This window comes from Candidatus Saccharibacteria bacterium, from assembly GCA_034521515.1.
Taxonomy (GTDB): domain Bacteria; phylum Patescibacteriota; class Saccharimonadia; order Saccharimonadales; family JAXHMH01; genus JAXHMH01.
Genome location: JAXHMH010000002.1, coordinates 43,970 through 70,271, shown reverse-complemented (window position 1 = coordinate 70,271; position 26,302 = coordinate 43,970). Strand labels below are relative to the sequence as shown.

The window sequence follows — 26,302 nt, the reverse complement described above, 5'->3', positions numbered from 1 at the left end:
TTTACTGTTCACACTGTTCTTAACTATTATTCTAAAACAATACGTTCTAATAGTCAATACCTTTGTCGTATAAAACTATTGTAGCACAAAATAGACATATTTACTTAGACTATGGTGTAGAAATATCATCAGGCAATAAATTGCCAAGATACCAAATTGTGGAAAACCTAGATTTTTATTTATATGTATACGTTTTTTTGTGCACGCACCAGGCTGTTTATTTCTTGGACTTTGTGGCGCGGCGCTTGAAGCCCCCGCGTTTCTTGGCTGGGGCTTCAGCGAGCAGTTTCTTGGCGTCTGATTCTGTTAGTTTTTTAGGATCGGTGTCTTTGGGGATCTTGGCATTCTTTTTGCTATCGGTCACATATGGGCCAAACCGGCCGTTAAGTACCTTAATGTCGCCAAATTCTGCAATGTGCTTCTCTGCCTCGGCTTTAAGCTTGGCGGCGTAGAGTTCTTTGGCCTCATCGAGCGTAATGGTGTGCGGATCGCGGGGTTTAATGCTCACAAAAAGTTTATCTACCTGGATATACGGGCCGAAGCGACCTATGTTTGCTTTGATATCTTTACCGTCATCGGTCTGACCGACAATGCGCGGTAATTCAAACGCTTTAAGTGCTTGCTCAAGCGTGACGGTCTCTACTTTGGCACCCTTTGGCATCGGGGCAAAGCGCGGCTTATCTGTTTTATCCTCAGTCGCGCCGAGTTGCAACATTGGACCATATCTGCCCAAACGAGCCAGCACTGGCTTGTCAGTCTTAGGGTCAATGCCGACTTCCCTCGCCTGCGCAACGGAGGCACGATCAATACCGCCAGATTGCTCTATAAGCTCATGGAATGGCTTATAAAACTCCTCAAGCATTTTGTTGCGCTCTAATTTGCCGGTGGCGATTTTATCAAAATCGGCTTCAACATCCGCCGTAAAGCCATAATCGACAATTTGGTCAAAGTGTTTGTGCAAAAAATCGCTTAACACGCGGCCACTGGTAGTTGGCACTAACTTGCCCTTGTCGGATCCGGTCTTTTCTTCAACGACTTCCCTCGATACGTCGTTTTTAGCCAGGTTTAAAACAATGACTTCCCTTGGTTCGCCCTCTGTCTCGCCTTTTTCGGCGTAACCTCGCGTCAGTATGGTGTTGATAATAGTTGCATAAGTTGATGGTCGGCCAATACCAAGTTCTTCTAGCTTTTTGACCAAACTACCTTCGGTGTACCTAGCTGGTGGTCGAGCAAAGACTTGTTTGGCAGTTGCTGAATCAAGAGATAGCACATCATCTGACTTAACAGATGGCAATATGGTATCTTCTTTTTTATTGCCGCCGTATACTTTCAAGAAGCCGTCAAAAACAATAACTTCGCCCTTGGCCTCAAAAGCTTCCTTGCTACTGGATATTGCAATGGTTACGACAGTTTTTTCAAGCTTGGCTGGAGCCATTTGGCTGGCTAGCGTGCGACGGCGAATAAGGTCGTAAAGCTTCTGTGCATAAGAGTCATCGCTGGCTGACTCTAGGCTAATATCGGTTGGGCGAATTGCTTCGTGAGCCTCCTGAGCGCCAGATGATTTGGTCTTGTAGGTGCGAATCTGATGATATTCTTCACCGTAAGTCTTAGTTACATAATGAGTTATTTGTGAAAGCGCTTGGCCGCCCAGATTGACCGAGTCGGTTCGCATATAGGTGATTTTACCTTCTTGATATAGTTTTTGAGCGGCAGCCATGGTGGCCTTGGCACCGAAGTTGAGTTTGCTGTTGGCGTCTTGTTGCAAAGTGCTGGTTGTAAACGGCGCACTGGAGTTACGAGTAGCTGGAGTTTTGCTGACATCGCTAACTTTGAACGATGCACGTAGTAAGCTTTCTAAGAATTGCTTGGCTTCACCCTCGCTATTAAATCGCTTAGGTAATTCTGCCTTAAAAGTGTCATCACCCGATGAAAATTCGGCGGTTATCTTGAAAGAAAACGATCCTTCAAAAGACTCTATCTCTCGTTCACGCTCCACTAACAACCTGACAGCTGGTGACTGGACACGACCAGCCGATTTACCGCCAGGTACCTTTTGCCAGACCACCGGCGACAATTCAAACCCTACAATACGATCTAATATCTGACGTGCCTGTTGTGCTTGCACCAGGCTCATGTCGACTGTACGGGGATTTTTGACTGCCTCCTCGATGGCTGGCTTGGTTATTTCATGAAAAACTATGCGCTTGGTAGTTTTTGGGTCCAGTTTTAAGACTTCGCACAAGTGCCATGCTATTGCCTCCCCTTCGCGGTCTTCATCAGTCGCCAACCAGACAGTGTCGGCTTCTTTGACAGCTTTTTTTAGCTGGGTGATAACCTTTTTCTTGTCAGCGTCTACTTCGTACTGGGTTTTGAAACCATTGTTTATATCAATGGGCTCTTCTCCGCCTTTAACCTTTTTAGGTATTGAACGGATATGACCAACAGAAGATAATACCCTGAAATCTTTACCAAGGTATTTTTCTATTGTTTTGGCCTTAGCTGGGGACTCGACGATAACCAGGTTTTTAGTCATTAGCAATAAGTGTATCTCATTAGTTGGTAACAGCAAGTCGGGTAGTAGACTTTCGTGCAACTTTGCTCGAGCAAAGTTAAATATCACGGTTATGGAACCGTGATGTACACGAAAGCTCACTACTCGACAAGCTAGACTACTTGGCTTTTATCTAAAATGCAAATAAAACCCGTCGCCTTCTTTTCCGGGAGATGCAAATGCTCCTACTACTTTTGCCTGCCAAAAGTAGTACAAAACCTCGTCACGGCTGAAAGAACAAGAGCACGAAGCAGCACTGGTTGGCCGCGCCAGCAGAACGACAAGCGGTCCCTCACCATTCTTTATTTGTTTGTTCGGGACTGACTGCTGGCTTGACTCGTCCAACCAGCGCTGCTTCGCTTCTGTTTTTCAGATGTGACCCTAGTTACCTGTGTTTTAAAAGAACACGTATCTATCCGGAATGGCCCGGGCCATTCCGGGGTCTGGCTCCGGCTTACCCTGAAGCGATGTTGTGAGAATGAGGCGCCCTCGGGTGCGAGGACTGTTTGACCCCTCACCACTCTCGAAAGAGATGGTGAGGGGGAGTTCCGACAGCATTCCCTTTTTGCCTGTCACCAGGCAAAGCCTGCTGCGCCGCAAAAGAGACAAACCAGCGAGCCTGTTCTGTATCAACAGATACATCAAGGCAAAAACGCAGCCCAGCAGTTTTGCCCACTTTTGATGACAAAAGTGGGGAGGATGGTGTACTGGCTTATTATATTTGTATCTTTAGGAAAGAAGATTCACAAAAAGGTGTCATGGGAATAACAGATGTAAATTCAAAAATACATATGTATTTACATCTGTATTGCTTAGGGTTTTACTTTCAAAGCTCTTGAACTCTACCCTCTATACTCAAGTCTCTAGCTAAGAGTCCAGTGGCCGGCGCCTAGGGAACGTATGCGGCCGTTTATCTCTAGCATGGTTATCGTTTGGTTGAACTCCCCTGGGTTTAAATCACTTTGGCGCTGCAGTTCGGAAGCATCAGTTATGCCGGAAGCAATGAGGTTTAATATATTTGTTTCGCCTTGGTCGCCACCGAATAACTCTACTTGCTCGTTGGCTTTGTTTTCTTTAACTCCCAGAGCAAATAGTATATCTGAGCTATCGGTAATTGGTAGTGCGCCAGATTTAATGAGGTTGTTGGTGCCCTTGCTGAGCGGGCTGGTAATATTGCCTGGAATTGCCATGACAGTTTTGCCCTGCTCTAGTGCAAAGTTGGCAGTGTGCAGAGTTCCGGACTTTTCAGCAGCCTCTGTAATGAGCACCCCATCACCTAGTCCAGAAACCAGTCGGTTTCGTTCAATAAAGTTTGTCTTAAAGGGCTCGGTGCCTTCAGGGTACTCACTTATAAGCGCTCCGCCCTGCTCTACTATTTTCATAGCATCATGGTAGTGAGAGCTTGGATATATTGAATCCAGGCTGCAGGGTAATACTGCAATAGTACTACCTCCGACGGATAAAGCAGCTCTATGAGCCAAAATATCCACCCCTAGCGCTAGGCCGCTCACAATGGTCACGCCTTTTGAGGCGACTTCTCGGACGAACTTATCAGTTACCTCACGCCCGTAAGGGCTTACCTTACGCGTACCGACAACTGTTAAGACAGGGTTATTCTGAAGAAGTACAGATGGGTTGCCGCGGACAAAAATTTGCTTTGGCGGACTGGGTATGTTCTTTAGACACTCTGGAAATTCGGTAGATTTTAGCGTAAGCTTCTTGATTTTCATAAAATAATGTTTTTTAGTATTGACATAAGGCAACATTCTTGCTAGAATAGCAATTCGTAAGTCCTAAATAGGATTTTACGTACCTTATACCCCCAATTCTAACAGCAAAAGTTAGAACTATGTTGTTAGATTGTTTTAGAGCGCGCCATAGCGGAGTCTTCGGATTCTGTATCAAAGTTGTTACCCTCCACTTTGCTCTATCGGCAAAAAGCGTTCTAAAACAAACTAACCCCTTTAAGACCCCACAGGTTATCATGAGTGATAATCTGTACTTCAAAGCGAGTCCAAAAGATTCCCTCACCACTTTTTAGTGAAATAGGCCAAAAAATTATTTCTTTAAAAAGTGGTGAGGGAGGCACGGCACGTCTTACGTTGTTGCTAGATGCTTCGCTGGTGGGCTTGAAGGGTGGAATCAGGCTTCCAGTGGTGCCCACCCCCTCTGGAAGCCTGTTTTTATTTGAGGCGCCCAGCCCCACCCGTCATTTTCTTTGAAAATGCGGTCGGCCCCACCTCAGCTCGGTGGCATATGCCATCCGGGCTTCCGGCCTTGCAGATTGCCACTGGCAATCTTCACCCTCTTGAGGCTCATTTCAGTTAGGGTGCCCAACCACCTCTGGCGACCCCACCTGTCTTTCCGCTGGAAGGATGGGCCTTGCAGATTGCCACTGGCAATCTTCACCCTCTTGAGGCTCTTTTAGATAACAGTATAATAATTTATAGGTTTATATATGGAATTTGTTGACAACATTATTAGGCTGGATAAGGATGACATAAGAGCACTGGAGCTTGACCCCAAAGATCCAGAATATGGCGCAGACGCAGCGTTTGACTTATTGCTGCCGGCTGCATTTGAAAAGCGGGCTCAGCTTGAGGGTCTTTTGAGCCAAAGGCAGTTTGCGTGGAATGATGGGGAGGAAGGTGCACTGAACCTCAAAAGCTCGGAAAGTGCCCAGCTGGAGATAATAAGTCAGCTCGAGGAAGATCTTATTCAAGTTACTGTGGGTCTGGGCATGACTAGCATAAAAGAAACGCTTGAGCTCGAATCAAGCCTATAAGACTTATCGACGTACCTTAGTTTTGGCCGGTTGTGTGGTATAACTTAATTCTGGAAGAGTGCGGGGATAAGTACTATTACGGCGACACCGAACGCGAAACGGATGTTATGAGTGGCCGAAAAGATTGGCCGATTGATGATGTTGAAGGACTGATCTCTAAGATCAGAGAGGCCAAAAAGGAGCTTGAATCCCGGCAATTCTCGAGCGATGATTACGGCAAAAGCTTTAAGGAAGACAGCGAAGAGATTATTACGGCCGCTCGCAGTATGTTAAGGCAGCTGGGCGTGGAGGATGAGCTGGATGCGTAGGAATGAATAAAACGATCTGATTGTGAGTAAAGCGGTTATAAGTTAAACCAAGAAACTGCGGGTTTCGTGGCCTAGTTCGCCGGCAAAAACGTATTCCGTCAACAAGGTACTTGTCTCGCGTAGTAGTGCCGGCAGTTGTGATTCTTCATCTTCAGACATACGAGCCAGCACATAGTCTGACATGTCCAGCCTGGTTGGTTCGGCAGGTTCGACGCCTATGCGCACGCGGCCAAAATCTTCTCCAATGTGTTTGGTAATTGACTTTATTCCATTATGGCCAGCGCTGCTACCGCCCATACGTGTACGTATCTGCCCAAACGGAATTGCTGCTTCATCGTGCACGACCACGATTGAGCTAGGTTCAACTTTATAAAAATGAGCAATTGCCTGCACCGCTTCGCCGCTGAGGTTCATCATAGTTGTTGGCTTAGCCAATAGCACTTTAGTATCACCGAGCGTTTTAGCTGTAACATAAGCTTTTAGATCGCCTTTTTCTGCCCAATCCGGAAATTCGTGTTGCTTTGCGAAGGCATCAACACAGGTGAAACCAAGGTTATGACGAGTCTTATGGTATCTGGTGCCCATATTGCCAAGCCCGACAATTAAGATGGTTTTGTTGTTGCTTAGGGTGTAGAGGGGTTTGGTGCTGTCTGTGCTGAATGGGTTCTTTTGGAATAATGCCATAAGGTAAGTATCAAGTAGAAAGTAGAAAGTATCAAGTATAGCTTGGTTCGCGCGGCGCTATTCTGCCCGCGTAGCATCCAAAGCGAACTTAAATAGCCTACTTGTCCCGCAGAATCTGATGATAACTTCAAATATCAAACACTAGCTGTTCTTGCGTTCGCGGCGGCGGTTTTCTTTGTTGCGCTCTTTTGTGGGGCTTGCACCGTGTTTGTGAGTTTCGTGTTTTTCAAAAAACCAAAATTTCACCGGCGTACCTTCAAAGCCATACTTTTCGCGCAAACTTTTATCCATAAATCGCTTATAGCTCCAGTGCAGGAACTTTGTGTGCGCCCCAAACACCTTAAAATTGGTCGGGTTATCGGCTTCTTGGACGATGTAATTAAGTTTAGGTTGCCGGTTCTTTAGGCCAGCCGGAGGGTGGCTGTTGGTGATATCACCGAGCCAGCGGTTTAGTTCGGTTGTCTTGATAATAATCTGGCGTTGTTTTTCGATATGTAGAGCCATATCGAACAATTTGGTGACATTTTGACCAGTTACGGCGCTAGTGAAAACTAATGGTGCCCAAGGCGTAAAGTCAAAATCGTGAACAATACGTGGTGCCACACTGTCGCGAGTATAGGCGTCTTTATCAAGGCTGTCCCATTTACTAACGACTAGTATCAGGCCTTTCCCGGATTCCTTAACCATGCCAGCTATTTTCTGGTCAAGCGTAACGTGTAGTTCGTTTGCATCAAGCAGCAACAAGCAGATGTCGGCTTGTTCTATGGCGCTTAAAGATCGGATTACGCTAAAGCGTTCGATGCCCTTCTCTATCTTGCCGTTACGTCGTATGCCGGCAGTGTCCATAAGTTCAATCTCTTTGCCCTGATAACGCACGATAGCGCGGTTAATGTCGCGGGTTGTACCGGCTCTATCGGCTACGATTGCCTGCTGTTTCTTAGCCAGTGTGTTAAACAGTCGTGATTTACCAACGTTTGGTCGGCCCAACAATGCAATCCGGAGTCGTTCGTCTGGCTCGGGCAGAGATATGTTTGGGATCTCTTGGATAAGCTCATCAAGAAGGTCTCCAATACCTCTGTTTTGCGTGGTGCTAGTAAGAAAAATCTGCTTTATGCCCAGACGCTGATAATCTTTGGAACTGGCCTTTTTGGCTTTGTCTATTTTATTTACAACCAAAAAGACCGGCTTTTTTGACTTAAGCGCCATCTTGGCGACTCTACGATCTTCTTCGTTTATTGCCACATCCGCTTCTACGACAACCCAGATAACATCGGCACTCTCGGCGGCTTGAGTTATTTGTTCTTGGATAGTGAACTCAAAGTCATCCTCGGGGTCTTTAATCCCAGCAGTATCGGCTAACCAGAAGTCTTGGCGCACCAGGGTGGTCTGCTTTCTGGCGGAGCCAGAAACTCCACCACCCTTTTTGGCGGATCGCTGTGTCACCGGCTCCACTGCTCCCTCACCGTATGATTTATACGGCTCAGTCCGCTGCTCGTCGCTTCCGTGCGCTCCATCCAAATGCGCCGAAGACTTCGCTTGGCCCAATACAGTGGCTTTTGCCCAAACAGCGTCGCGGGTTGTTCCGGCTTCTCTTGCTACGATTGCTTCACGGCGCGAAAGTATAGCGTTAAATAAGCTGGACTTGCCAACGTTCGCACGGCCAACAATTGCCACAATCGGTAATTTTTTACTACTCATTTACAACAGTATAACAGAGGTAGCGATTATTGTAAACTGATATAAATGATGGTAAAATATTGTCATGACAAACCCAGAAGGTGGCAATTTATTTCCCGGTAACGTAGAAGGTCGAGCTTCGACCGAGGAAATCAGACAAGCTATGGCCGTACAGACCGAATTCGCCCTGGATTATCCTGTTAAATTCATCGAACTAATTGATGAAGAAATGAAAGATGTATCTGAGGATGATCTTTACTCGTTCTTGAAGAAGGCTCTATTGGTATACGACAATAAGTCCAGGGCTGGTGCCAGGGTTTATAAGCACGATACTCCAGCAGATCCACAGGACACAATTAATGGCATGTTCTGCGAAAGGCTCGGCTTTTTGTGGTTTTATTCTATGGCGGCCTCTTCAAGCACCCACTCTCCAGGTGCTGACCAAAAACTTGACAAAGATACTATAACTGAAATTTTTCACGCTCGACCATCGAATTTTGATTCCTTAAAATCATATATAGTATCTGGTGAATCCCCATTTATGTGGAGCGACCAACTACCCGATATTATGGGTGAATTGTTTGCGGAGGCTCTCTCGCGACCCTTGTTGGAGGAGCCAGACAGAGCGGCTTCCTTTGCGCTAGGTGTATACGTTGGCATGTCACTACTCAATGAAGCCAAGACTTAGGATTTAAGTTAAGTTTTGTTGCTAGAGAGTTTGTATTTTTCCGCTTTGCAGAGATCCAAGTGTGTATTCGCCAAAATGGGTGCGGTGGAGTTTGACGACGTTATAACCCAAGGATTCGAATGTGCGACGGATCTGCCGGTTGCGACCTTCGCGCATCTCTACTTTCCACTCTTTGTTCTGATTATTGATTGGGTCAAGAGCAAATTTACTAAGACCATCGTCTAACATGACGCCCTGTTTGGTGATTTTATCAAAATCTTTCTCTGTTAAATCTTTATTAAGCGCAATTTTATACTTTTTCAGCTTTTGGAATTTGGGATGGGTTAACTTGTAAGCTAGCTGCCCGTCGTCGGTCATAAGCAGCAGCCCGGATGAGTGTTTGTCTAGCCTGCCAACAGGCTTTAGGTGGTGGAGCGATTCTGGCAGCAGTTGGTAGATAGTTTTGTTGCCCTGCCCGTCCCGTGAGCAGACATAACCGACCGGTTTGTTGAGCATGATTATAGTAGTGGTTGAGCCAGGCGATATAATTTTGCCGTCTAGGGTTACGGTATCATCTTTTTGCACGCTGTAGCCTGACGATGGCGGTGCACCGTTTACCATCACCCGCCTTTCTGCAACTTTTCTGTCGGCTGCGCGGCGGCTCATACCAGTAGCACTAGCAATATATTTATTTATCCTCACACCACTAGAGTACACAGCAAAGAGTAGTTAGTACACAGTACCCAGCACTAAGTATATGCAGCCTGTTTCTACACTAAGTACTCAGTACTATGTACTCCGTACTCTAAAGCGCTATATCGCGATGTTGCTGATCTTCTGGATTCTGATTGGGGTTGGGTTGCGCTGGTTGCGAGGGGTTTTGCGGTGTTGCGGGTGAGGTTTGATTTTGTTCGGGTGCTGTAGCCTGCGTATTGTTTGTTGGTGGGGCTGTTTGTGGATTGGCTGGAGGTTGTTGTGTCGATTGTTGGCTATTAGTGGAGGACGGTTGGGCTGATTGTTTGGTATCAGCTTGTTGATTAATAGCGTTGCTGCCTGCCGCTGCTGCCGCTTCTTTTTCTTCCTCTTTTTTTAGTAGACTATTTAGATCAGGTTTGGTATCGGCAGTATCGTTTAAGGGACTGATAACCTTTTTAGCTGGTTTTTCGCCAGTCGTTGAGGAAGAATCATTATCAGTTTTTGTGTTATCGGATCCGCCTTTGTTTAGCGTCTCGTTGACTACGTCGGCAAGCTTATCTGCTTGGCTGGTTGCATCATTTGTTGCATCCGTCGATGGTGCCTGTTTAACCGCAATGTTAGTTGTGGACTTTGCGGTTTGTGGCTGAGGAGTTTGATCGGGTGGTTTCTGTGCTGGCTGCTGAGGGTCAGCGGCAGTAGGTTCTTTCGGTTGAGCTGGTTGCTGTGTTGGTTGATCAACAAACTTTTTTATTTGTTCGTCCATTGCCTTCTCTTCTTCTGCTGTTGATTGAGCCTGTTGCGTAGGTTGTTGAGGAGCGTTACTTTTCTGAGGATTTGGCTGGTTGTTGGATGGTGCTGACTGTTGTGGCGGTGCTGAAGGTGTAGCAGGCGGATTGGCTGCAGATTCCGCATCTGTCGCAGATGATGTTTGGGTTTGTTCTGATGCTTCAGGTGCTGCCTGATTTGGATCTGGCTGATCGTTGGCTGGAGGAGATGCTTGATCGGGTGCTGTTTTTGGTTCGCTATCTGTCGAGGTAACCTGTGGCTGAGGCGAAGGTTCTGTTGATTGGGCGGGTGTTGGTGTTGATGCCTGTTGCGTTGGTTCCGTTGAAGGTGCTTGCTGTGCTTGAGTATTCGAGGGTTGAGTATTATCCGGTGATGTAGGTTCGGCTGGTTGCTCTGTTGGCGGAGGGGTATTTTCTGTTGTTGGTGACGGTTGTGGTTGTTGCGCCGAAGACTCTTGAGTCGGTGCAGGTTCAGGCGTAGGTTGCTGTACTTCTGGTTGTTGAGCTGGCTCAGGTGGTGTTGTTCCCGAGCTGTCATCTGGTGTTGTTGATTGTTCAGGCGTGGCCTTATTGCCAGATAGCACTTCTTGGGCGGCTTTGGCAATGTCTTCTAATGTCACCTGTGATTTTACAAGGTACTTATCAGCACCTAGTTTTTCCGCACGTGCCTTGTCCTCTGCTTGGGACAATGCGGTCATCATAATAACTTTGGTATCTTTTGTTTCAGGTGTACTGCGCAAAATATCCAACATATCAAAACCACTTATCTTTGGCATCATAACGTCAGATATGATAAGGTCCGGGCGTTCTTTGACGGCCATTGCCAGAGCGGCTTCTCCGTCCTGAGCGGAAACAATCTCGTACCCCTCAGCTAAAAGTCGAGCTTCATATATCTCACGTAGGTTATTGTCATCTTCAACGAGCATTATTTTTGCCATGGGTGCCTAATTCCTTTTCTTGTTTGCTAATCAAGCTTATGTTAATACATATTGTAACATGTGAACAGGTTATACAAACTGAAATTGACCCTAGGTCTGCTAAGTTTGAGTGGAATTATCTGTCTGAGAAGCTTGGAGTCTCTGGGCTTGCTGGGTATCAAGCCTCGGTAAATTGATGTAAAAGGTGCTGCCCTTCCCGACAGTACTCTCTACCCAAATCCTACCGCCGTATAGTTCAATAATCTTGCGGCAAATAAATAAACCGAGACCTGTACCGCCAACAGTACGAGTAGCAGAATTGTCTACGCGATAGAATTTCTGGAATAAATGCGGTACATCTTCTGCAGGTATGCCCGATCCGGTATCTTGGATGAAAATTTGAATTACCTGCTGATCGCCTGTCAATCCGATCGACACCTTGCCTTTTTCGGTGTATTTGACAGCGTTATCGAACAGATTCGTGATTGCTTCGCGCAATCGATCCGGGTCAACACTGGCATAATACAAGGGACGTACGACTTTTCCGCCTACTTGGCTACCGGATTCTTCTGTTCCACCAATGACGAAGTCGGTTAAAAGCCCTTTCTTTTCGGCGCCGAACTTAAGTGTATCAACTAGCTTTTCAAGGTAGCTACCCATCTCTACGACAACTGGGTGACTAACAAGCCGACCGTCTTCAGCTTTTGCGCTAGTCAATAGATCTTGGAATAACTTTCCGAGATGTTTTGTTGAAGCGTAGGCTTTTTCAAGGTGGCTTCGAGCTTTGCTATCAATCTTGCTAATCTTTTCGTTCATAGCGAGTGCTAGATAGCCCTCGATCGCGGCAACCGGTGTACGCATCTCATGGCTAGCGGTGCTGATAAACTCCGCTCGCTGCTGCTCTTCTCGTCGTTGGCGGCTGACATCACGTAAGACAGCGACGACACCCAATAATTCCTCAGTCTTCGGCGCAAGAACCGGTGAAATTACTAGCGAAACTATATATTTCCGACTTCCTTGCCGATCCGTTAGTGTCACATAAGAAGAGGCTGGCTTTTTGTTGGCCATAACTTGCTTGAATAAATCGACTTCTAACGGGGCATCGTTTTCTTGAGTCAACGACAAAACGGAGTGGAGGTCTAGACCTGTGGCTTCCTCAATCGGCCAGGCGCTTAACGTAGCGGCTGCAGGGTTCATTAAGGTTATTTTTCCGTCAGTATCCGTCACAATAACGCCGTCGCTGATAGACCTAACCAGAGTCTCAGACTGTAGCTGCTTATTCTTGAGCATGGCTGCTAGCTGGCTATCTTTCTTCTCTGGTGTTTCATAGTATCGCCTCCAGACAAAGTGATTGATTACCGATATAAGTATTCCGAGGCCTACAACAGTTAATCCGTGGATTAGCTCAAAGTCACCGGTAAAGAAGCCGGTAACACTAAATACCAATCCTATGGTGAGGATAAACACGAAACCTGGCGCTATATACGACCCGAGCATGCCGCTAAGGAAGATCAGAGTAAACAGCATAATCCAGTAAGGCGAACTGTAGTTTCCGGTCATCTCTATAGCGATAAAAGCAATAAGTGAGACAGCGGCAAGCGAAATGGCCGCGGACGTCCAAGGGCTTCGCTTGAACATAAGCAGACCAATACTGAGTTCATAAAGCAGGTGTACACTAGCCAGTATTGCCAGATACACGTTCAGCGCAAGCGCAGACTGGATATCGGGCAGCTCAAAAATAGTCGTTAAGCCGTAGCCAGCGACAAAGTAAAGGCTATATAAGCCAAGTGCTAGGCGTAGTCGTGTGAGCCACTTGAGCGGTACATGTTGCATATCTGTTTCGTGGTGCCCGTTGTCTGTTAACCGTTACCATTATGTCACGTTATACTCTGTCAAACAACGGATGTTCTCTTGCCCGCCTGCCTCTGTTATGCTAGGATTTATCAGCTGTCAGCTGATAGTATCAAGTATAAAGTTGAAAGTTGAAAGTAAAAAAGCGACCAGAGGGTGACAGCAAAATATGTTAGTATTTTGCAGAAACCGACCGTCGGTTCTGATAATCGAGCGATTAGCGAGATTATATGCCGAAGCCGAGACAGCCAGTAAATATAAATAGTAGCTGTCCCGGCCTGAAGCTATACGAGGCCTTATACTAAGGTATCAGGCACAAATTTCTCGGATATGTGCGAAAATGTAAACACTTTCGCCCGCATCACTAGAAATTTGGCCTCATCGTCTAACGGTTAGGACATCAGGTTCTCATCCTGAAAATCGGAGTTCGATTCTCCGTGAGGTCACCAAACAAAGTCACCCACCCCGAGTGGGTGTTTTTGTTTGGTGGTCCGTCGACTGGCGGACGAATCGAACCCCAGAGTTCGCTAATCCCCCGTCGCTTTAGCGACAAACGGGCGGATTATATTTCAATATTCTCCGTGAGGTCACCAATCTAAAAACCCCACCTTTCGCGTGGGGTTTTTAGATTGGTTGGCGAAAAAGCTATTTATGATACGGCTGACCAGCAGATATAGTGCTGCCGCGGTAGATGGCCTCTAGTAGTATGACCATCGCTAGATCATGCGGGGATGCCAGGTTTGCAAGGTTAGACCTTGCAAAAAACGTGCAAACCCTGCAAGCCACAGAGTCTATATTCACTGCGCAATTTCTGCAATTTCTGAAGTACCGAGTACGCCAACCATGAGCGGGTTGCAATCGCCTGCTTACGGAACTAATATGGAGTTGCATTTATAATGTAATAGTAAAGGAATAAGTATGAAAAAGTACCTCGGACTGTTGATAGTCGGGGTTTTCGTTGTTGCTGGTGTGCAGTCTATTGTGTTTGCACAAGGCCGCCCTGATATATCGCAAAAGCGCGAACAAGCCCAAGCGACCGCCGCTGAGGCTCGTGAACGGGCACAGCCGCCCAAGCCTGACGTTGAAGAACGCAAGGCTCAGATCCAACAAGAGGTTGCACAAAGAAGAGCAACTATTCAACAAGAAGTATGTGAGCGTCGTCAACAGAATCTAGTACGGGTCATGCCGCGACTCGCCACTGGCGCAACATCGGTTAAGACATCAATCGACACGGTGTATGAACGAGTTCAAGGTTTTTACGAGTCAAATCAGCTGACAGTGGATAACTACGAAACACATCTGTTGAATATAGAATCAGCAAAGGCTAACGCAGAGGCATCGCTACAAGTTGTCAGTGAATACACATTTGAGCTAGACTGCGAGAACCAAAATGTTGGTGATCAATTAGCGGGATATCGCGAAGCGATTGCCGACGCACGAGAAAGTCTCAGGGCCTATCGGACAGAATTGGTCGCCTTGATAAGCGATTTGCGTGCAGAAGCTGTTCAGGAACAAGAGGCGAATTCTGAAGAAAGTGAAGATGAAGTGGAGGTTGAAAATGATGAGGAATAATCAACAAGGTTTTTCCGCTATAGCTATCATCGCTATATTAGTAGTAGTCGCCGTAGTAGCATTTGCAGGCTGGCGAGTATACGATGCTCAGGAAAACGGCACGGAATCGACGCCGGAAGTAACCAGTCAAGAGCGAACGCCTGCTCCTGAGGTGAGCGATAGTCAGGATCTGGAAGAGGCCGAGAGCTACTTAAAAGACATTGATGTCGATAGCGAATTGGACACGTCAGAGATAGACGAAGCGCTAAACGAATAAAAACGATTAGTGTCCTACTAAAAAGAGCCTCCAAGGAGGCTCTTTTCTTATTTATAACAAATAAATACTCTCCAACATAGTGCATTTCCAAGGCATTTCCAAGACCTGGTCTTGGAAACAAGGATAATGTTATATAGTATGTTTTATTTATGATAAGGCTGGCCGGCGCTGACGGTGCTTGCGCGGTAGAGGGCTTCCAGGAGGATGACCATTGCCAGGTCATGCGGGAATGTCATGCGGGATAGACCCATTTGGAAATCTGCGGCATCGATTACCTCTGGTTGCAGGCCGTCCGGTCCGCCGATGAGTAGGCAGACTTCCCTGCCATTCAGCGCGCGTTTGTCTAGAAATTCCGCCAGCTCCTTGCTGGTAAATTGTTTGCCGTCAATGACGAGCGCAATTTTGTACGCGTTGCCGGCTGCGGCCAGCAAGCTATCCGCATTATTATTCTTATCGGCGAGGTGCGTGACGCGCACTTGGTGATAGTGCTGTAGACGGCCTAAATACTCATCCCAACCAGATGCTGCATAGGCGAGTTTTGGCTTGCCAACGGTTACCATGTGTATCTTCATGCTCCTAGTTTACTCTAACTTTTTACGACTAAGCGCGTTTTAGGAGCAGTTCGAAATATTTGGTGCCGCCAAACGGTATTTTTTGCTTGACGACGTTCTTGCCTTCCAGCGAGTTAGCGGCAGCAATCATGAATGTGCCGTAGCGATTGTTTATCTCATCCACAGCAGTAGTTAGCCACTCCTCACGGTTGACTGATTCAAACAAGCTAGACTGGCTGCGGCTGCTTGGTGTGAGCATGTAGCAGGTAATGCCCATGGCGCTGATTATCATGTGCTTGGGGCGCTGGTTGAATAAAAAGAGCGCTCGCTGGTAGATGTCACGGTCGGTATAAAACGTGGTCTTAAACATTTTACGCTGGTACCAACTGTCGCCTGATTGGAAAGTTGCCCAGACTAGCACTCCGCGAGCGTCTACGTTGTTGTATCGCAGCTTTTTGCCGGTGGTGTCACACAAATACTGGAACCGGGGCAAAATGACGCTCTCGTCAGCCGTGCGAGTGTCCAGCACGTATTGCCGGCCAACGTTGCCGAGCTTGGTTGGCACATTGTCTACCTCGTAACCCCGTAACCGCTGGTACCAATCCTCCCCTACCACGCTATGGAACACTAAACGCCGCAGCACATCGGCTGGCGCGTCCAAAAACTGCAGCGGCGTGTAAATACCGGCCGCATTGAGCCGGGCCTCGTAGTGCGAGGCAATGCCGGTTAGATCGGTCAGTTTCATGTCAGCGTATACCTGGTGCAGGTTGCGGTGGTCTATCAGGTCTAGACCGTCGGGTTTGTGTAGTCCAGCTGCTGTTTTGGCCAAAAACCGGTTCGATCCAATTCCGACGTTGATGCGCATCCAGCTGCCGATTTCTTGCCGGACTCGCCGCTTTATTTCATGCCCAATGTCTTTAAGCGGGCGTGGGTTAATGACGCCTCTAGTGCCATGAAAATCAATCACTCCCTCATCAATACTTTTCATTTGCACATCCGGCGAATAATCCTTCATGATGGCGGCCAGTTTTTGGTAGACGTGGTGGTATTTGGGCGGGTCGGTTTCTAGAATAATGAAGTCTGGTATGAGTGCTCTAGCTTCATCTAGCCGCATGCCGACTTTTACGCCTAGTGCTTTGGCCTCGTAAGAGGCTGCAATTACGCAGCAGTATTTGGAGATGCGGTTAGTCACGCCAATTGGTTTGCCGCGCAAGGACGGGTGCGCTTGTTGCTCGGTGGTGGCAAAGGCACTGTTGAGATCGATGTGCATAATCTGAGCTTCTTCCCGGCTGATATCAAGCTGCATAGTGGCCCTCCAGTATGGCAATTAGTGTCCAGGTGAGCATCTCGGCGTCGAACTCTAGCCGGTAATCGTTGGCGCCATCACTCATATCAAACACATGAACCATGCGTTTACCCTTGGAAGTTGGGTGCCGCAGCCCCAGCTCGGTAAACAAGATTTCCTGGTTCTTGTATTTCATTTTGGCGGGCACGCAAATACTGCCTTCACTGCTGTGCGTCCGAAACACAGTAATGACCTCAACCCGCTCGTTAATAAGAATCGAATTATTCATATCTAACTACCAATTACGTGTAATAAAAGAGGTGCAACCAGTGTCCGCGGTTGCGATCGGATATTGTAATTGTAGCGTCACGTTTGTGGTGACGAGAGCCATCCTCCGTTGGCCTAAGCGTAGAAGGAAGACTAGGTAGTTAGATAAGCCTGTAAGTAGAAGTCAGGATATTCCCAAAGTACCTACACGACTACGTTGAGTATATACCCTTTGCCAAGTTCTAGGCAGTTTTTTCGAGGTTTGTCAGGCGCCGCTCATGCGTAGCAGCCTCTGTGTGTATTTGTTCGATTGCCTCGCCTACCCCGGAAAACCCGCTATGCATATCTTTGCTAAGGTCATCGATTCTCTGCTCAAGCCGCGCCTCCGTCTGGGAGACAGTAGCTTCGATAAATTGTTTCAAATCGTCTAATTGTTGGTCATCCATGTATCTATAGTAGCACTCAATTAATACTAAAAACACATATCTCGTCCAATTTCCCTAGTGATTTTTAGTTCATAAAATTTACGGCACTTTCATACGTACGTGTACGATATTTGAGATAGTAGTGAGGTAGAATAGGCTCATGGCGAGTATTAATGAAAAGGTGGCGTGTAAGCGCAAGCGGAGGTTTGGTAGCGACGCTGATGCTCAGGCCGCGCTAAAACGGATCAACCCTACCCGAGAACTTAAAAAGCCTACCCGCGTTTACAAATGCCCTGTTTGTTTTGGCTATCACCTAACAACGCAGCGTTAATAGCCTGTAAAATAAACGCGCCAGACGACTGGCGCGTTTAGTAAAACACCACAAACGAAAGCTTCTGTTAACCTTCTTTTCCAAACCTACTCCGCCATAGCGAACAACAAGATAGTTATACAATATTCTAGCTATTTCCAAGACCAGGTCTTGGAAATACTGGGAATTAGCATTACTACTGCGAAGGCCGGAAGAATCAAATACCCTGTTACTTTTTGTCCGCTAAAAAGTAACCAAAAAGCTCGTCACGACTGAAAAAACAAGAGTACGAAGCAGCACTGGTTGGCCGCGCCGGCAGAACGACAAGCGGCTCCGCCAGTTTTTCTAGTTACTTTGGCGGAGCTTGACTACCGGCTTGACTCGTCCAACCAGCACTCCTTCGCTTCTGTTTTTCAGATGTGACCCTCATTAGTTGTGTTCTTTTTAAAGAACACATAATTAACCGGAATGGCGAAGCCATTCCGGGGTCTGGCTCTGCAAAGTCCTGACTAGATGTTGTGTAAAAGAGGCGCCCTTGGGCGCGAGAGCTGTCTGACCCCTCACCACTCTCGAAAGAGATGGTGAGGGGGAGTTCCGACAGCATTCCCTTTTTGCCTGCCACCAGGCAAAGCCTGCTGCGCCGCAAAAAGAGACGAACCAGCGAGCCTGTTTTGTATCAACAGATACATCAAGGCAAAAACGCAGCCCAGCAGTTTTGCCTACTTTTGCTGCCAAAAGTGGGGAGGATGGAGTGCTGGCTTTTATGCAAAAAGTGATCAGGTTACTTACTCTAAGAGTAAGAGCTTAGGTGTCGAGTTGGTCGAGGAACTTAACGAGCTGTTTTGGGGTTATTTCAGCTTTAACGACGTAACCGTCAGCTTGATTTTCTATCTCGGCTTTGGCTTCATCACCCTGCTCCAGGTTGGTGGTGATGATAATTTTGCCATCCAACTTAGGGGTTATTGATGGATCGCGCAGTCGTTTCAAAATTTCAAAACCGGTCAAATTCGGCACCATCATATCGAGCAATATGATGTCGTATTTGTTTGTCTGGGCTTCTTTTAATCCTTCAACTCCGTCAATAACCACGTTAATTTCATAGCCGGCGCGTGTAAGAGCACGAGTGTATAGCTCGCCAATAAAATGTTCATCCTCAATACAAAGAACTGATTTGCCGGTTTGTGGCTGAGGCGTTGGTGTTGTATCTTGCTGCATACTGCTATTCTATCATCTTAGAGGTTGGAGTGTGGAGTATGGAGTTTGGAATAGCTCGTTTTATCAAATCTCAAGTCTCGAATCTCTTTACTCCTTACTCTTCCTTCCATCCTCTATCGTCTATACAATGAGTGATTTTTTATCCAGCCGTGGGCGTTGCGTACAATATTTTTGTCACCGCTCTTCTTCTGTTCGTCTAGCTGCGCATATGGGAGTAGACTAAAACCAAACGTGCTTCCCTCGCCTTCTTTGGATTTTGCCCAGATCTGACCGCCGTGAGCAGAGATTATGGCCTTACTTAGGTATAAGCCGAGACCCGTACCTCCTATCTGAGCTCGTGTTCGGTGGTTCCGGTAGAATTTTTCAAACAGATTAGGCATGACGCTTTCTGGTATTCCAACCCCGTAGTCAGTAATAGTAGTTTCTATCAATCCGCCTTTGCTGAGTCCGGATTTTATAGTAATTTTATCGGCACCCTGGCTATATTTTATGGCATTATCAATCAGGTTGTTGATGACTTCATAAATACTGACACGGTCTACTGCCACTGTTGGTAGGTTTGGTGCTATTGTGCAGTCAAGCGTTTTTCCGTGCACTTGCGCCTTGAGTTTCATGTCGTCTACCGCATGGCCAAGAACTTCATCCCACTTTTCTTCGCTGAGACTCAATACGAGTTGATTGTCTTCGACACGGGCTACGTTCAGTATGTTGTTCACGAAGGCCGTCAACTGGTTGGCTGAAACTTGCAATTTATACATAAAACCAGCCATCTCCTCTGAGGAGTTACCAAGCTCGTCCTCAAGAACTTCTATATATCCTCGAAGAATTGTCAGCGGTGTCCGTAGTTCGTGTACAGCCAGAGCCACAAAACTGAGTGATTGGTCGTCGACGTTATACCTTTCAGTGCGGTCGAACAGTGTGACAATAAACTCTGTACCGCTTGGATTATCACGGTTGTAATAAGCCGCCATGTCGCATTGCCGCAGCTCGGCTTTATCGCCTTTGGTTCTGATACGAACTCGCTCCCAATATGCGGTGTCGGTAACTTTGTTGGCCTGACAATCAGTAATCCATTTTTCTAGTGTGAACTCGTTTGGAAATTCCATATCAACGCTGTCATATAAGGGTTTGCCGAACATATCTGCGCTGTTCACTCCACAATACTCTACCCCTGCGGCACTAGCGTTGGTGACAAGCTGTTCTTTGTTGAACACAAATAACGGTAGCGGCATGTGGCTGACTATTTGAGCCGATTGTGTAACGTTCTGTAGGCGTTCAGAGTTTTCTTGGCTGCCTTCTTGAGCTTGGCTAGCCATCTGGTATACCTCAAGAGCTAGACTTGTCACAAGCTCGCGACCCGGCTTTATTGTTTCCAGATTTGGAGCTGGAGCACTGCTATGCTCAGGCGAAACGTGTAATATTGCTTGGCGCAAAAACTGCAACGGACGCAGCGCGTAATCTGTTAGAATTTGTGTTACAAAAATACTTGTTATTCCAACGAGCCCAAGCCCTCCGGCTGCTGCCAAAAGCGGGTTGACGCCGAGTATTTCATTTAAAAACCACGATCCGCCGATGCCAGCTGCCGCCACCGTAAACAGACTAATTAAAATTAATGACTTTACATGGCTTTTGAGTCTTGAAAAATTATCCACCCTAATACCTCACATTATGGCGAGTGTGTCACTTGTCCTGCGTTGTCGGCAAGTGTAATCCAGGTCTGACCCGGATTAAGCGCAAGTGGTTCGCCAGATTTTGTTTTAAAGGTTAGTTCGGCACTTCTGTTTGCTTTATGCCACGTTCCTCGGATAACTTTGCCATCCTGGAACACAAATACCTCGCCGCTGCCGCGAATCTTATATCTTGAGTATATGCCGGCGTAGGAGTGTTTGGCAACTAATGCCACCACCACGTCAGGTGAAATGCGCTTACCGCTAGTCTCGTCCATGTGTGGCTGGTTAGCCATGGTTCGCCTATAGGTATTCGACTCTGCATGGTAGTTATAGCTGGAATTATAGTTAAAACTAGAAATGTTGAGGTTTATGGTAGAAGCTTTGGGTGTTTTTGATGGTGCCGGCTCTTTTCGTAGAAAACCTTTGAAATTACTTTTATTAAAACCGGCTTGCTTATGGACTTCAAGCAGTTGTTGGCGGCTGGTGTACATGTTGTGTGGAGCGTATCGAGCATTGGAGCGTTGATAAGCTCCGGGGTATGTGAACTGATTGAGGCTGCGTATGTTTTGGTGGCTAATCTCATTCAGGGCGTGGCCGCTACCACCAACATGTGCGAGAGCTGCGTCAAATGGGACAACAAAGTCAAGAAAATGAGTTCGGGCAGATCTTACTGGGCCTATCGTTTTGGGCTTTGACTCCTGAAAAAGGGCTAAAAACCTGGTAATGCCACCTTCAGTGACTGCTTCAACCACTACACCGGCATCACGTAGACCGGATTGAGGTCGGGCTTCGGGGCTGTTTTCTATCATGATGCCGGTCACTGGTAGTTCCGCGAGTTTAATAGCTACTTCGACACCGGTCAGCGGAGATGGTTTAGTGGTCGGTTCTGGTTCGGGCTCTGGTTCGGGCTCTTGAATAACAACTGGTGCTGGCGGCGGGTCAGATTTAATAAATATAAAATATCCAGCCACACTGCCACCGATGAGTAGTCCGACTAAGCTAGTAAGTAGCAGAATACGCTTTCTTTTTGTGAGTTTATGCCACGTGGAAAACAAGCGGTCTTTAAACGATACGTGACTGATGTGCCCAATTTGGGCTACAGGAATACTGCCGCTTTCGTCAGCTACACTGGCACTGTCGAAGCTGTTGTGGTGTGTGTTATGTGTTTGTGTGTCGTGAGGATGAGGAGGGGGCGACCCCCTTTCACCATCCGTCGGTAACGACGGCTTGATATCGTCTAGCATAGATGGGCTACATTGTAGCAGTGTTTGTCACACAACCACAAGGACTATAAACTATACGTTGTGGCGAAAAATGCCACGCGCAATAAAGTTGTTGAGACTAAGCTTATGCTTGAAAAACAGAGTAAATTATCGTATAATTTTATTTAATGATTTTGAAGAAACAGCAAGACCCTGCTTCTGTAAACGTTGGTTCAGTATTACTGCTACAAGTGCCTCGAACAAACGAGAAGAAAGAGCTGGCAGCCGAGCAGATGTTTGCCAGCCTGCACGGCCTTTTAACATCGGCGCAAAAAAGCTTGTTTAAAAAGCCGGTACACGAACGAGTTAGTTTTGAAATTGCAGTAAAAGCCAAGCGAATCGGTTTTTATGTTTGGGTGCCTGATCACCTAAAAAGCTTTGTCGAGGAACAGATTTACGCACAGTACCCAACGGTTCATATATCTGAAGTTGAAGATTATTCTAAAGATGATGGTGCTCACTTTACCGCCCAGTTGGTTGGTGAATTAAAACTATCTGCAAACTCTGCGCTGCCGATTAAAACCTTTCCGAGTTTTGAGGTAGACCCCTTAGCAGCAATTACAGCTGCCTTAGCCCAATTCGACGAAGATGAAGAAGCATGGCTGCAAGTAGTGTTAAGACCCGCCTCGGAGACTTGGCATAAAAAAAGTGAAAAGTTTGCCGGCGGTATTCGCAACAAGGGTGCTAGTGGCGGCTCATCAGGAATAGCCTCTGCTTTGTGGGCGCCCCCAGAGGCGAAAGCTGGCGGACAGGCAGCCAAACTAGCCGAGCATGAGACTACCAAAGCAAGTGCGGCTGAAGAAAAGAGCCAGAAACTGGCATACGACGTTGCTTTGCGAGTAGTGTATCGCGGCCACGGGACAACCAGCCAGGCAAAAATGCGCTTCCAGGCGATTACTGCAAGCTTTAAGCAATTTAATACGACCTATCTTAACGGCTTTAAACAAAGTTACCTAAGTGCCGATCAAAAAATGATAGATCTGTACAAACGACGAGCCTTTAAGGGTACTGGTTTTATTTGTAATATCGAGGAAGTAGCTAGTCTGTATCACCTGCCGCATACCAACGTAGAAACTCCCAACATACTGTGGGCCAATGCTACTACCGCTGAACCGCCAGCTAACCTACCGTTGGTATCTGACAACAACAGAGACGAAGTTAGCCCGATTGCGGTGACTAATTTTCGCGGTCATAATTCAATGTTTGGCATGCCGCGGTCTGATCGCGGGCGTCATATATACATTATTGGTCAAACCGGTGTTGGTAAGTCCGGTATGCTCGAGCTCTTAACTATATCGGATATTTACAGTCCGTACGGTTTTGCGGTGGTTGATCCGCACGGCGATTATGCTATAAACACCTTAAAACGTATTCCGCCAGAGCGCGTCAATGACGTAATTTACTTTAATCCTGCAGATACAAACTTCCCTATCGCCTTTAACCCCATGGAAGTGTATGATGAGTCCCTTAAGACGCATACCACCTCAGAACTCATCGGTGTACTTAAAAGAATGTTTGAATCTTGGGGGCCACGGCTGGAATATATTTTGCGCTACAGCTTGCTGGCTCTACTTGATTATCCGCAAGCAACCATGCTGGATATTACTCGTATTCTAACTGACAAAAAATTTCGCGCCGAAGTTTTGGAATATGTAGAAGATCCGGTAGTACGGAATTTTTGGCTGGTAGAGTTTGCTAGTTGGAACGATAAATTTGCCGCTGAAGCTGTAGCTCCGGTACTTAATAAGGTTGGAGCCTTTACGGCTAACCCGATTGTACGTAATATCATCGGCCAGCCAAAAAGTAGCTTTAGTATTCGTAAGATTATGGATGAGCGTAAGATACTCATAGTGAACTTAAGCCGCGGGCTAATTGGTGAAGATAATGCCAGCTTACTTGGAGCACTTTTGGTGACAAAAATACAGATGGCCGCTATGAGCCGTGCCGATGTGTCACTTGACGAACGTTTGCCGTTTTATCTATATGTTGATGAATTTCAAAATTTTGCCACTGACTCGTTTGCGACCATTCTTTCAGAGGCTCGTAAATACGGTCTGAATTTAACTGTCGCTAACCAGTATATAGCTCAGATGAGTTTGAGCGTAAAAGACGCCGTGTTTGGTAACGTCGGCTCGATTATTGGCTTTAGGATGAGTGCCGACGACGCCCGGATAATGCAACGTTATTTTGAACCAAAGTTTTTAGAGTACGATCTTGTTCATATGCATAACCGGCATTTTGCATTGAGTATGACCATTGACGGCGAGAAGGCTCAGGCTTTCTCGGCGACAACTCTTAATTTGCCAGATTACGGTGACGATTATAGCTCTGCAATCATAGACAACAGCCGTAAACAGTTTGCGGTTGACCGTGATGAGATTGAGATATTTGTGAAAGACCGTTACTTAACTACCGAGCAACAAAAGGCTGCTGCCAAGAAAGCCGGCGCACCGCCAAAACCCCCTACCCCTTCATTAGAAAAGCCAGAAATGAAAGAAGCATCCGAAGGATCAACAAAACCGAAAGCCCCGCTCAGTAAAGAAGATTTAAACAAGCGGCTCGCTAAAGTCGCTACTGGCCTAAAAGATGCGCCGCAAACCGATAAAAATACTAATGATACCGAGGAAAAACCTAAGAAAAAGCGTCGCCGTCGCCGAAAGCGCAAGAATAAGGACGGAGCTCAGTCGTCTCCCCCTGATGGCACATCCAACCCAAACGATAAACCGCAACCACCTGAAGACGAGACTGTAATCCATCTCCGCTAAAGCTACGACGGACAGGTCCATCTCCGCTAAAGCTACGAAAAGTGTTCCAGGAGCATATACTTGCGCTTTATTACATTATATTGTACTATACATAGCACAATACCCGTTATCATAGGTCTATTTTCGACATACTCGGGATCATGGAGAAATTTATGGATTATGACAAGCCAGAAGCACCTTCGGCAGATTTTGCTATAGAACGTCTCAAAGTGTTATCGCAAATAAACCATACTCAGCGTGAGCTTGACAGGCTGGAGATGAGCTTGAGTGTACTTGAGAGTAGAATTGGAGATGTGGCTACAACAGACGTAGTTGCTGATCAATACGGCGCAGAGTAGTTTCGCGGCCGAGTACGGTCATGGTTTCAGCTAGCCCGGGGCTGGCCGGACTTTGGGTGGTAGCAATACGGATTAGACTAAACAGCACGGCAGGCTTAGTGTGTGTGAGAGTTAGTAAGGCATTGAGGCGGTTCTGTAAATCGTCTGTCGTAAAATCGCTTTGAGCTATCTCTTCCCGGGCGGTTTGCAGTAGTGTTTTTAAGTCGTCTTTTTCAAGCTTCTTAAGCTGTTTATGGCTGCTGATAAGCTCTGGGTTTACCGGTAAATCTTTAAAGAAGAACTCAGTTAGCTGTGGTAGTTCTGCCAAGAACTTCAGACGCTCCTGTACTAAGCCAATCACTTGTTTTTTGTATTCTTCATCGGCATCTTCGGCCTCTTCTGGCCAATAGTCTGTACTCTGGTATTTGGTTTTTGAATTTTCGCCAACTGATAGTGCGTACAGCGTTTTTATATCAAGTTGGCGTAAGAAATGCCCATTGGCCCACAGTAATCGGCGCTCATCAAACCGAGCACCGCTTTTATGTACCCGATCTAGGCTAAATTTTTCGATCAGCTCATTAACCGTAAAGACTTCTTGTTCTGTGCCATCATTCCAGCCTAGTGTGGCGATAAAACTGACCAGCGCCTCTGGTAAGTAGCCTTCTCTGGCGTAATCTAGAATGTCTTTGGCGCCGTCCCGTTTGGATAGTTTCTTGTTGCCTTGTTCGTTCATGATATGTGGTAAGTGCGCGAATTTCGGTGCCTTCAACCCAAGGGCGTGATAAATATCCATATAAATTGCCATACTGCTTAGAAATTCCTGGCCTCTTAATACATGCGTTATTTCCATTTCGGCATCATCAACTATATGGGCAAAATTGTAGGTAGGAAAACCATCTGACTTTACGAGGACAACATCATCGGTAGTATCCGGGTCAATAGTTAAGTTGTTGAACATTTTATCACCCATAACTTCATCAACTACAGGTGCGTTTTCGCCTTCCCAGTTTGAAAGAAACTTCGGATTAGATTTAAAGCGTAGTGGCATTGTGCCATCCCATGCTGGCGGTTTTTTTGGCCGGTGATTGCGGTATAAAAACGGCTGCTTATTCTTGATGGCCTCATCACGGAAGGCCTGAACTTCTGCTGTGGTGTATGGGTCGGCGTAAGCTCGTCCGCTGTCAATGAGCTTCTGCGCCCATTTTTTGTAGATGTCTAGTCGCTCTGATTGCCGGTATGATCCATGTGAACCGTCTGAGTCCGGCCCTTCGTCCCAATCTAGACCAAGCCATTTCAGGCTATCCATGATGTGAGCCTCTGCTCCGCTAACCTCACGCTTTCTATCGGTATCTTCTATGCGTAAGATGAATTGACCGTCATTTTGACGCGCCAAGAGCCATGCAAACAAAGCGGTACGAATACCACCAACATGTAAAAATCCGGTTGGGCTGGGGGCGAATCGTGTCCTAGTCATTGCATAAATCAT

Annotated in this window: 24 protein-coding genes and 1 tRNA gene; 8 read left to right on the top strand and 17 right to left on the bottom strand. The window is 46.7% G+C overall.

Annotated elements, in window-relative coordinates; genetic code table 11:
• Nucleotides 1-217: 217 nt before the first annotated feature.
• The 3 genes from topA to dprA all read right to left on the bottom strand — a co-directional run bounded on the left by topA (nucleotide 218) and on the right by dprA (nucleotide 4,281).
• On the bottom strand, nucleotides 218-2,533 hold the full coding sequence (topA, locus tag U5K77_00415; GenBank protein ID MDZ7744212.1) for a type I DNA topoisomerase: 2,316 nt from the start codon (nucleotides 2,531-2,533) through the stop codon (nucleotides 218-220).
• Between the two features lie 532 nt (nucleotides 2,534-3,065).
• Nucleotides 3,066-3,239: a hypothetical protein gene (locus U5K77_00410; GenBank protein ID MDZ7744211.1), complete on the bottom strand. Its 174-nt coding sequence runs from the start codon at nucleotides 3,237-3,239 to the stop codon at nucleotides 3,066-3,068.
• A 175-nt stretch (nucleotides 3,240-3,414) separates the two neighbouring features.
• A complete protein-coding gene (gene dprA, locus U5K77_00405) occupies nucleotides 3,415-4,281 on the bottom strand; it encodes a DNA-processing protein DprA (GenBank protein ID MDZ7744210.1) in 867 nt (288 codons plus the stop codon).
• A gap of 728 nt (nucleotides 4,282-5,009) precedes the next feature.
• On the opposite strand from dprA, the gene U5K77_00400 reads away from it, so the two are divergent.
• Complete coding sequence (locus tag U5K77_00400; GenBank protein MDZ7744209.1) at nucleotides 5,010-5,336, top strand: hypothetical protein; 327 nt, start codon at nucleotides 5,010-5,012, stop codon at nucleotides 5,334-5,336.
• A gap of 107 nt (nucleotides 5,337-5,443) precedes the next feature.
• Nucleotides 5,444-5,644: a hypothetical protein gene (locus U5K77_00395; protein ID MDZ7744208.1), complete on the top strand. Its 201-nt coding sequence runs from the start codon at nucleotides 5,444-5,446 to the stop codon at nucleotides 5,642-5,644.
• Between the two features lie 42 nt (nucleotides 5,645-5,686).
• On the opposite strand, the gene pth is transcribed toward U5K77_00395, so the two are convergent.
• Entirely contained in the window at nucleotides 5,687-6,328 is a 642-nt protein-coding gene (pth, locus tag U5K77_00390) for an aminoacyl-tRNA hydrolase (protein ID MDZ7744207.1), read from the bottom strand.
• 141 nt (nucleotides 6,329-6,469) lie between these two features.
• Nucleotides 6,470-8,026 (bottom strand): ribosome biogenesis GTPase Der, encoded by a 1,557-nt coding sequence (gene der / locus U5K77_00385; protein ID MDZ7744206.1) that lies wholly within the window; start codon nucleotides 8,024-8,026, stop codon nucleotides 6,470-6,472.
• 64 nt (nucleotides 8,027-8,090) lie between these two features.
• Here der and U5K77_00380 point away from each other — a divergent pair, with 64 nt between their 5' ends.
• Entirely contained in the window at nucleotides 8,091-8,693 is a 603-nt protein-coding gene (locus tag U5K77_00380; protein MDZ7744205.1) for a hypothetical protein, read from the top strand.
• Between the two features lie 21 nt (nucleotides 8,694-8,714).
• On the opposite strand, the gene U5K77_00375 is transcribed toward U5K77_00380, so the two are convergent.
• From U5K77_00375 to U5K77_00365, 3 genes are all read right to left on the bottom strand, one after another.
• The gene (locus U5K77_00375) at nucleotides 8,715-9,374 is read right to left on the bottom strand and encodes a pseudouridine synthase (GenBank protein MDZ7744204.1); all 660 of its coding nucleotides are present in this window, start codon (nucleotides 9,372-9,374) and stop codon (nucleotides 8,715-8,717) included.
• Between the two features lie 103 nt (nucleotides 9,375-9,477).
• Entirely contained in the window at nucleotides 9,478-11,091 is a 1,614-nt protein-coding gene (locus U5K77_00370; protein MDZ7744203.1) for a response regulator, read from the bottom strand.
• A 99-nt stretch (nucleotides 11,092-11,190) separates the two neighbouring features.
• A complete protein-coding gene (locus U5K77_00365) occupies nucleotides 11,191-12,903 on the bottom strand; it encodes an ATP-binding protein (GenBank protein ID MDZ7744202.1) in 1,713 nt (570 codons plus the stop codon).
• 392 nt (nucleotides 12,904-13,295) lie between these two features.
• Here U5K77_00365 and U5K77_00360 point away from each other — a divergent pair.
• Nucleotides 13,296-13,370: transfer RNA gene (locus U5K77_00360), tRNA-Glu, on the top strand.
• Nucleotides 13,371-13,566: 196 nt separating this feature from the next.
• Here the strand turns inward: U5K77_00360 and U5K77_00355 are convergent.
• Nucleotides 13,567-13,812 (bottom strand): 23S rRNA (pseudouridine(1915)-N(3))-methyltransferase RlmH, encoded by a 246-nt coding sequence (locus U5K77_00355; protein MDZ7744201.1) that lies wholly within the window; start codon nucleotides 13,810-13,812, stop codon nucleotides 13,567-13,569.
• Nucleotides 13,813-13,839: 27 nt separating this feature from the next.
• Here U5K77_00355 and U5K77_00350 point away from each other — a divergent pair, with 27 nt between their 5' ends.
• Together U5K77_00350 and U5K77_00345 are read left to right on the top strand one after the other, a co-directional pair.
• Nucleotides 13,840-14,493, top strand: a complete 654-nt coding sequence (locus U5K77_00350) for a hypothetical protein (GenBank protein MDZ7744200.1) — start codon at nucleotides 13,840-13,842, stop codon at nucleotides 14,491-14,493.
• Nucleotides 14,480-14,749 carry a hypothetical protein gene (locus tag U5K77_00345; GenBank protein MDZ7744199.1) on the top strand — a complete coding sequence of 90 codons (270 nt, stop codon included), beginning with the start codon at nucleotides 14,480-14,482 and terminating at the stop codon, nucleotides 14,747-14,749. Before U5K77_00350 ends, U5K77_00345 begins: the two co-directional genes overlap by 14 nt.
• Before the next feature lie 143 nt (nucleotides 14,750-14,892).
• Here U5K77_00345 and U5K77_00340 read toward each other — a convergent pair whose 3' ends face one another.
• From U5K77_00340 to U5K77_00310, 7 genes are all read right to left on the bottom strand, one after another.
• Nucleotides 14,893-15,321, bottom strand: a complete 429-nt coding sequence (locus tag U5K77_00340; GenBank protein MDZ7744198.1) for a 23S rRNA (pseudouridine(1915)-N(3))-methyltransferase RlmH — start codon at nucleotides 15,319-15,321, stop codon at nucleotides 14,893-14,895.
• Nucleotides 15,322-15,349: 28 nt separating this feature from the next.
• Complete coding sequence (locus U5K77_00335) at nucleotides 15,350-16,606, bottom strand: hypothetical protein (GenBank protein MDZ7744197.1); 1,257 nt, start codon at nucleotides 16,604-16,606, stop codon at nucleotides 15,350-15,352.
• Entirely contained in the window at nucleotides 16,596-16,874 is a 279-nt protein-coding gene (locus U5K77_00330; GenBank protein MDZ7744196.1) for a hypothetical protein, read from the bottom strand. The genes U5K77_00335 and U5K77_00330 overlap by 11 nt, the downstream gene beginning before the upstream one ends.
• A 220-nt stretch (nucleotides 16,875-17,094) precedes the next feature.
• Complete coding sequence (locus U5K77_00325; GenBank protein ID MDZ7744195.1) at nucleotides 17,095-17,298, bottom strand: hypothetical protein; 204 nt, start codon at nucleotides 17,296-17,298, stop codon at nucleotides 17,095-17,097.
• A 1,093-nt stretch (nucleotides 17,299-18,391) separates the two neighbouring features.
• Nucleotides 18,392-18,802, bottom strand: coding sequence for a response regulator (locus U5K77_00320; protein ID MDZ7744194.1), 411 nt, complete (start codon nucleotides 18,800-18,802; stop codon nucleotides 18,392-18,394).
• A gap of 113 nt (nucleotides 18,803-18,915) precedes the next feature.
• Nucleotides 18,916-20,454, bottom strand: coding sequence for an ATP-binding protein (locus tag U5K77_00315; GenBank protein MDZ7744193.1), 1,539 nt, complete (start codon nucleotides 20,452-20,454; stop codon nucleotides 18,916-18,918).
• A 14-nt stretch (nucleotides 20,455-20,468) separates the two neighbouring features.
• Nucleotides 20,469-21,716: a DUF3048 domain-containing protein gene (locus U5K77_00310; GenBank protein MDZ7744192.1), complete on the bottom strand. Its 1,248-nt coding sequence runs from the start codon at nucleotides 21,714-21,716 to the stop codon at nucleotides 20,469-20,471.
• Between the two features lie 146 nt (nucleotides 21,717-21,862).
• On the opposite strand from U5K77_00310, the gene U5K77_00305 reads away from it, so the two are divergent.
• Nucleotides 21,863-24,499 (top strand): type IV secretion system DNA-binding domain-containing protein, encoded by a 2,637-nt coding sequence (locus tag U5K77_00305; GenBank protein ID MDZ7744191.1) that lies wholly within the window; start codon nucleotides 21,863-21,865, stop codon nucleotides 24,497-24,499.
• 140 nt (nucleotides 24,500-24,639) lie between these two features.
• Nucleotides 24,640-24,837, top strand: a complete 198-nt coding sequence (locus tag U5K77_00300; GenBank protein ID MDZ7744190.1) for a hypothetical protein — start codon at nucleotides 24,640-24,642, stop codon at nucleotides 24,835-24,837.
• On the opposite strand, the gene gltX is transcribed toward U5K77_00300, so the two are convergent.
• Complete coding sequence (gene gltX / locus U5K77_00295) at nucleotides 24,797-26,290, bottom strand: glutamate--tRNA ligase (GenBank protein ID MDZ7744189.1); 1,494 nt, start codon at nucleotides 26,288-26,290, stop codon at nucleotides 24,797-24,799. The two genes, U5K77_00300 and gltX, sit on opposite strands and share 41 nt — an antisense overlap.
• Between the last annotated feature and the right edge of the window lie 12 nt (nucleotides 26,291-26,302).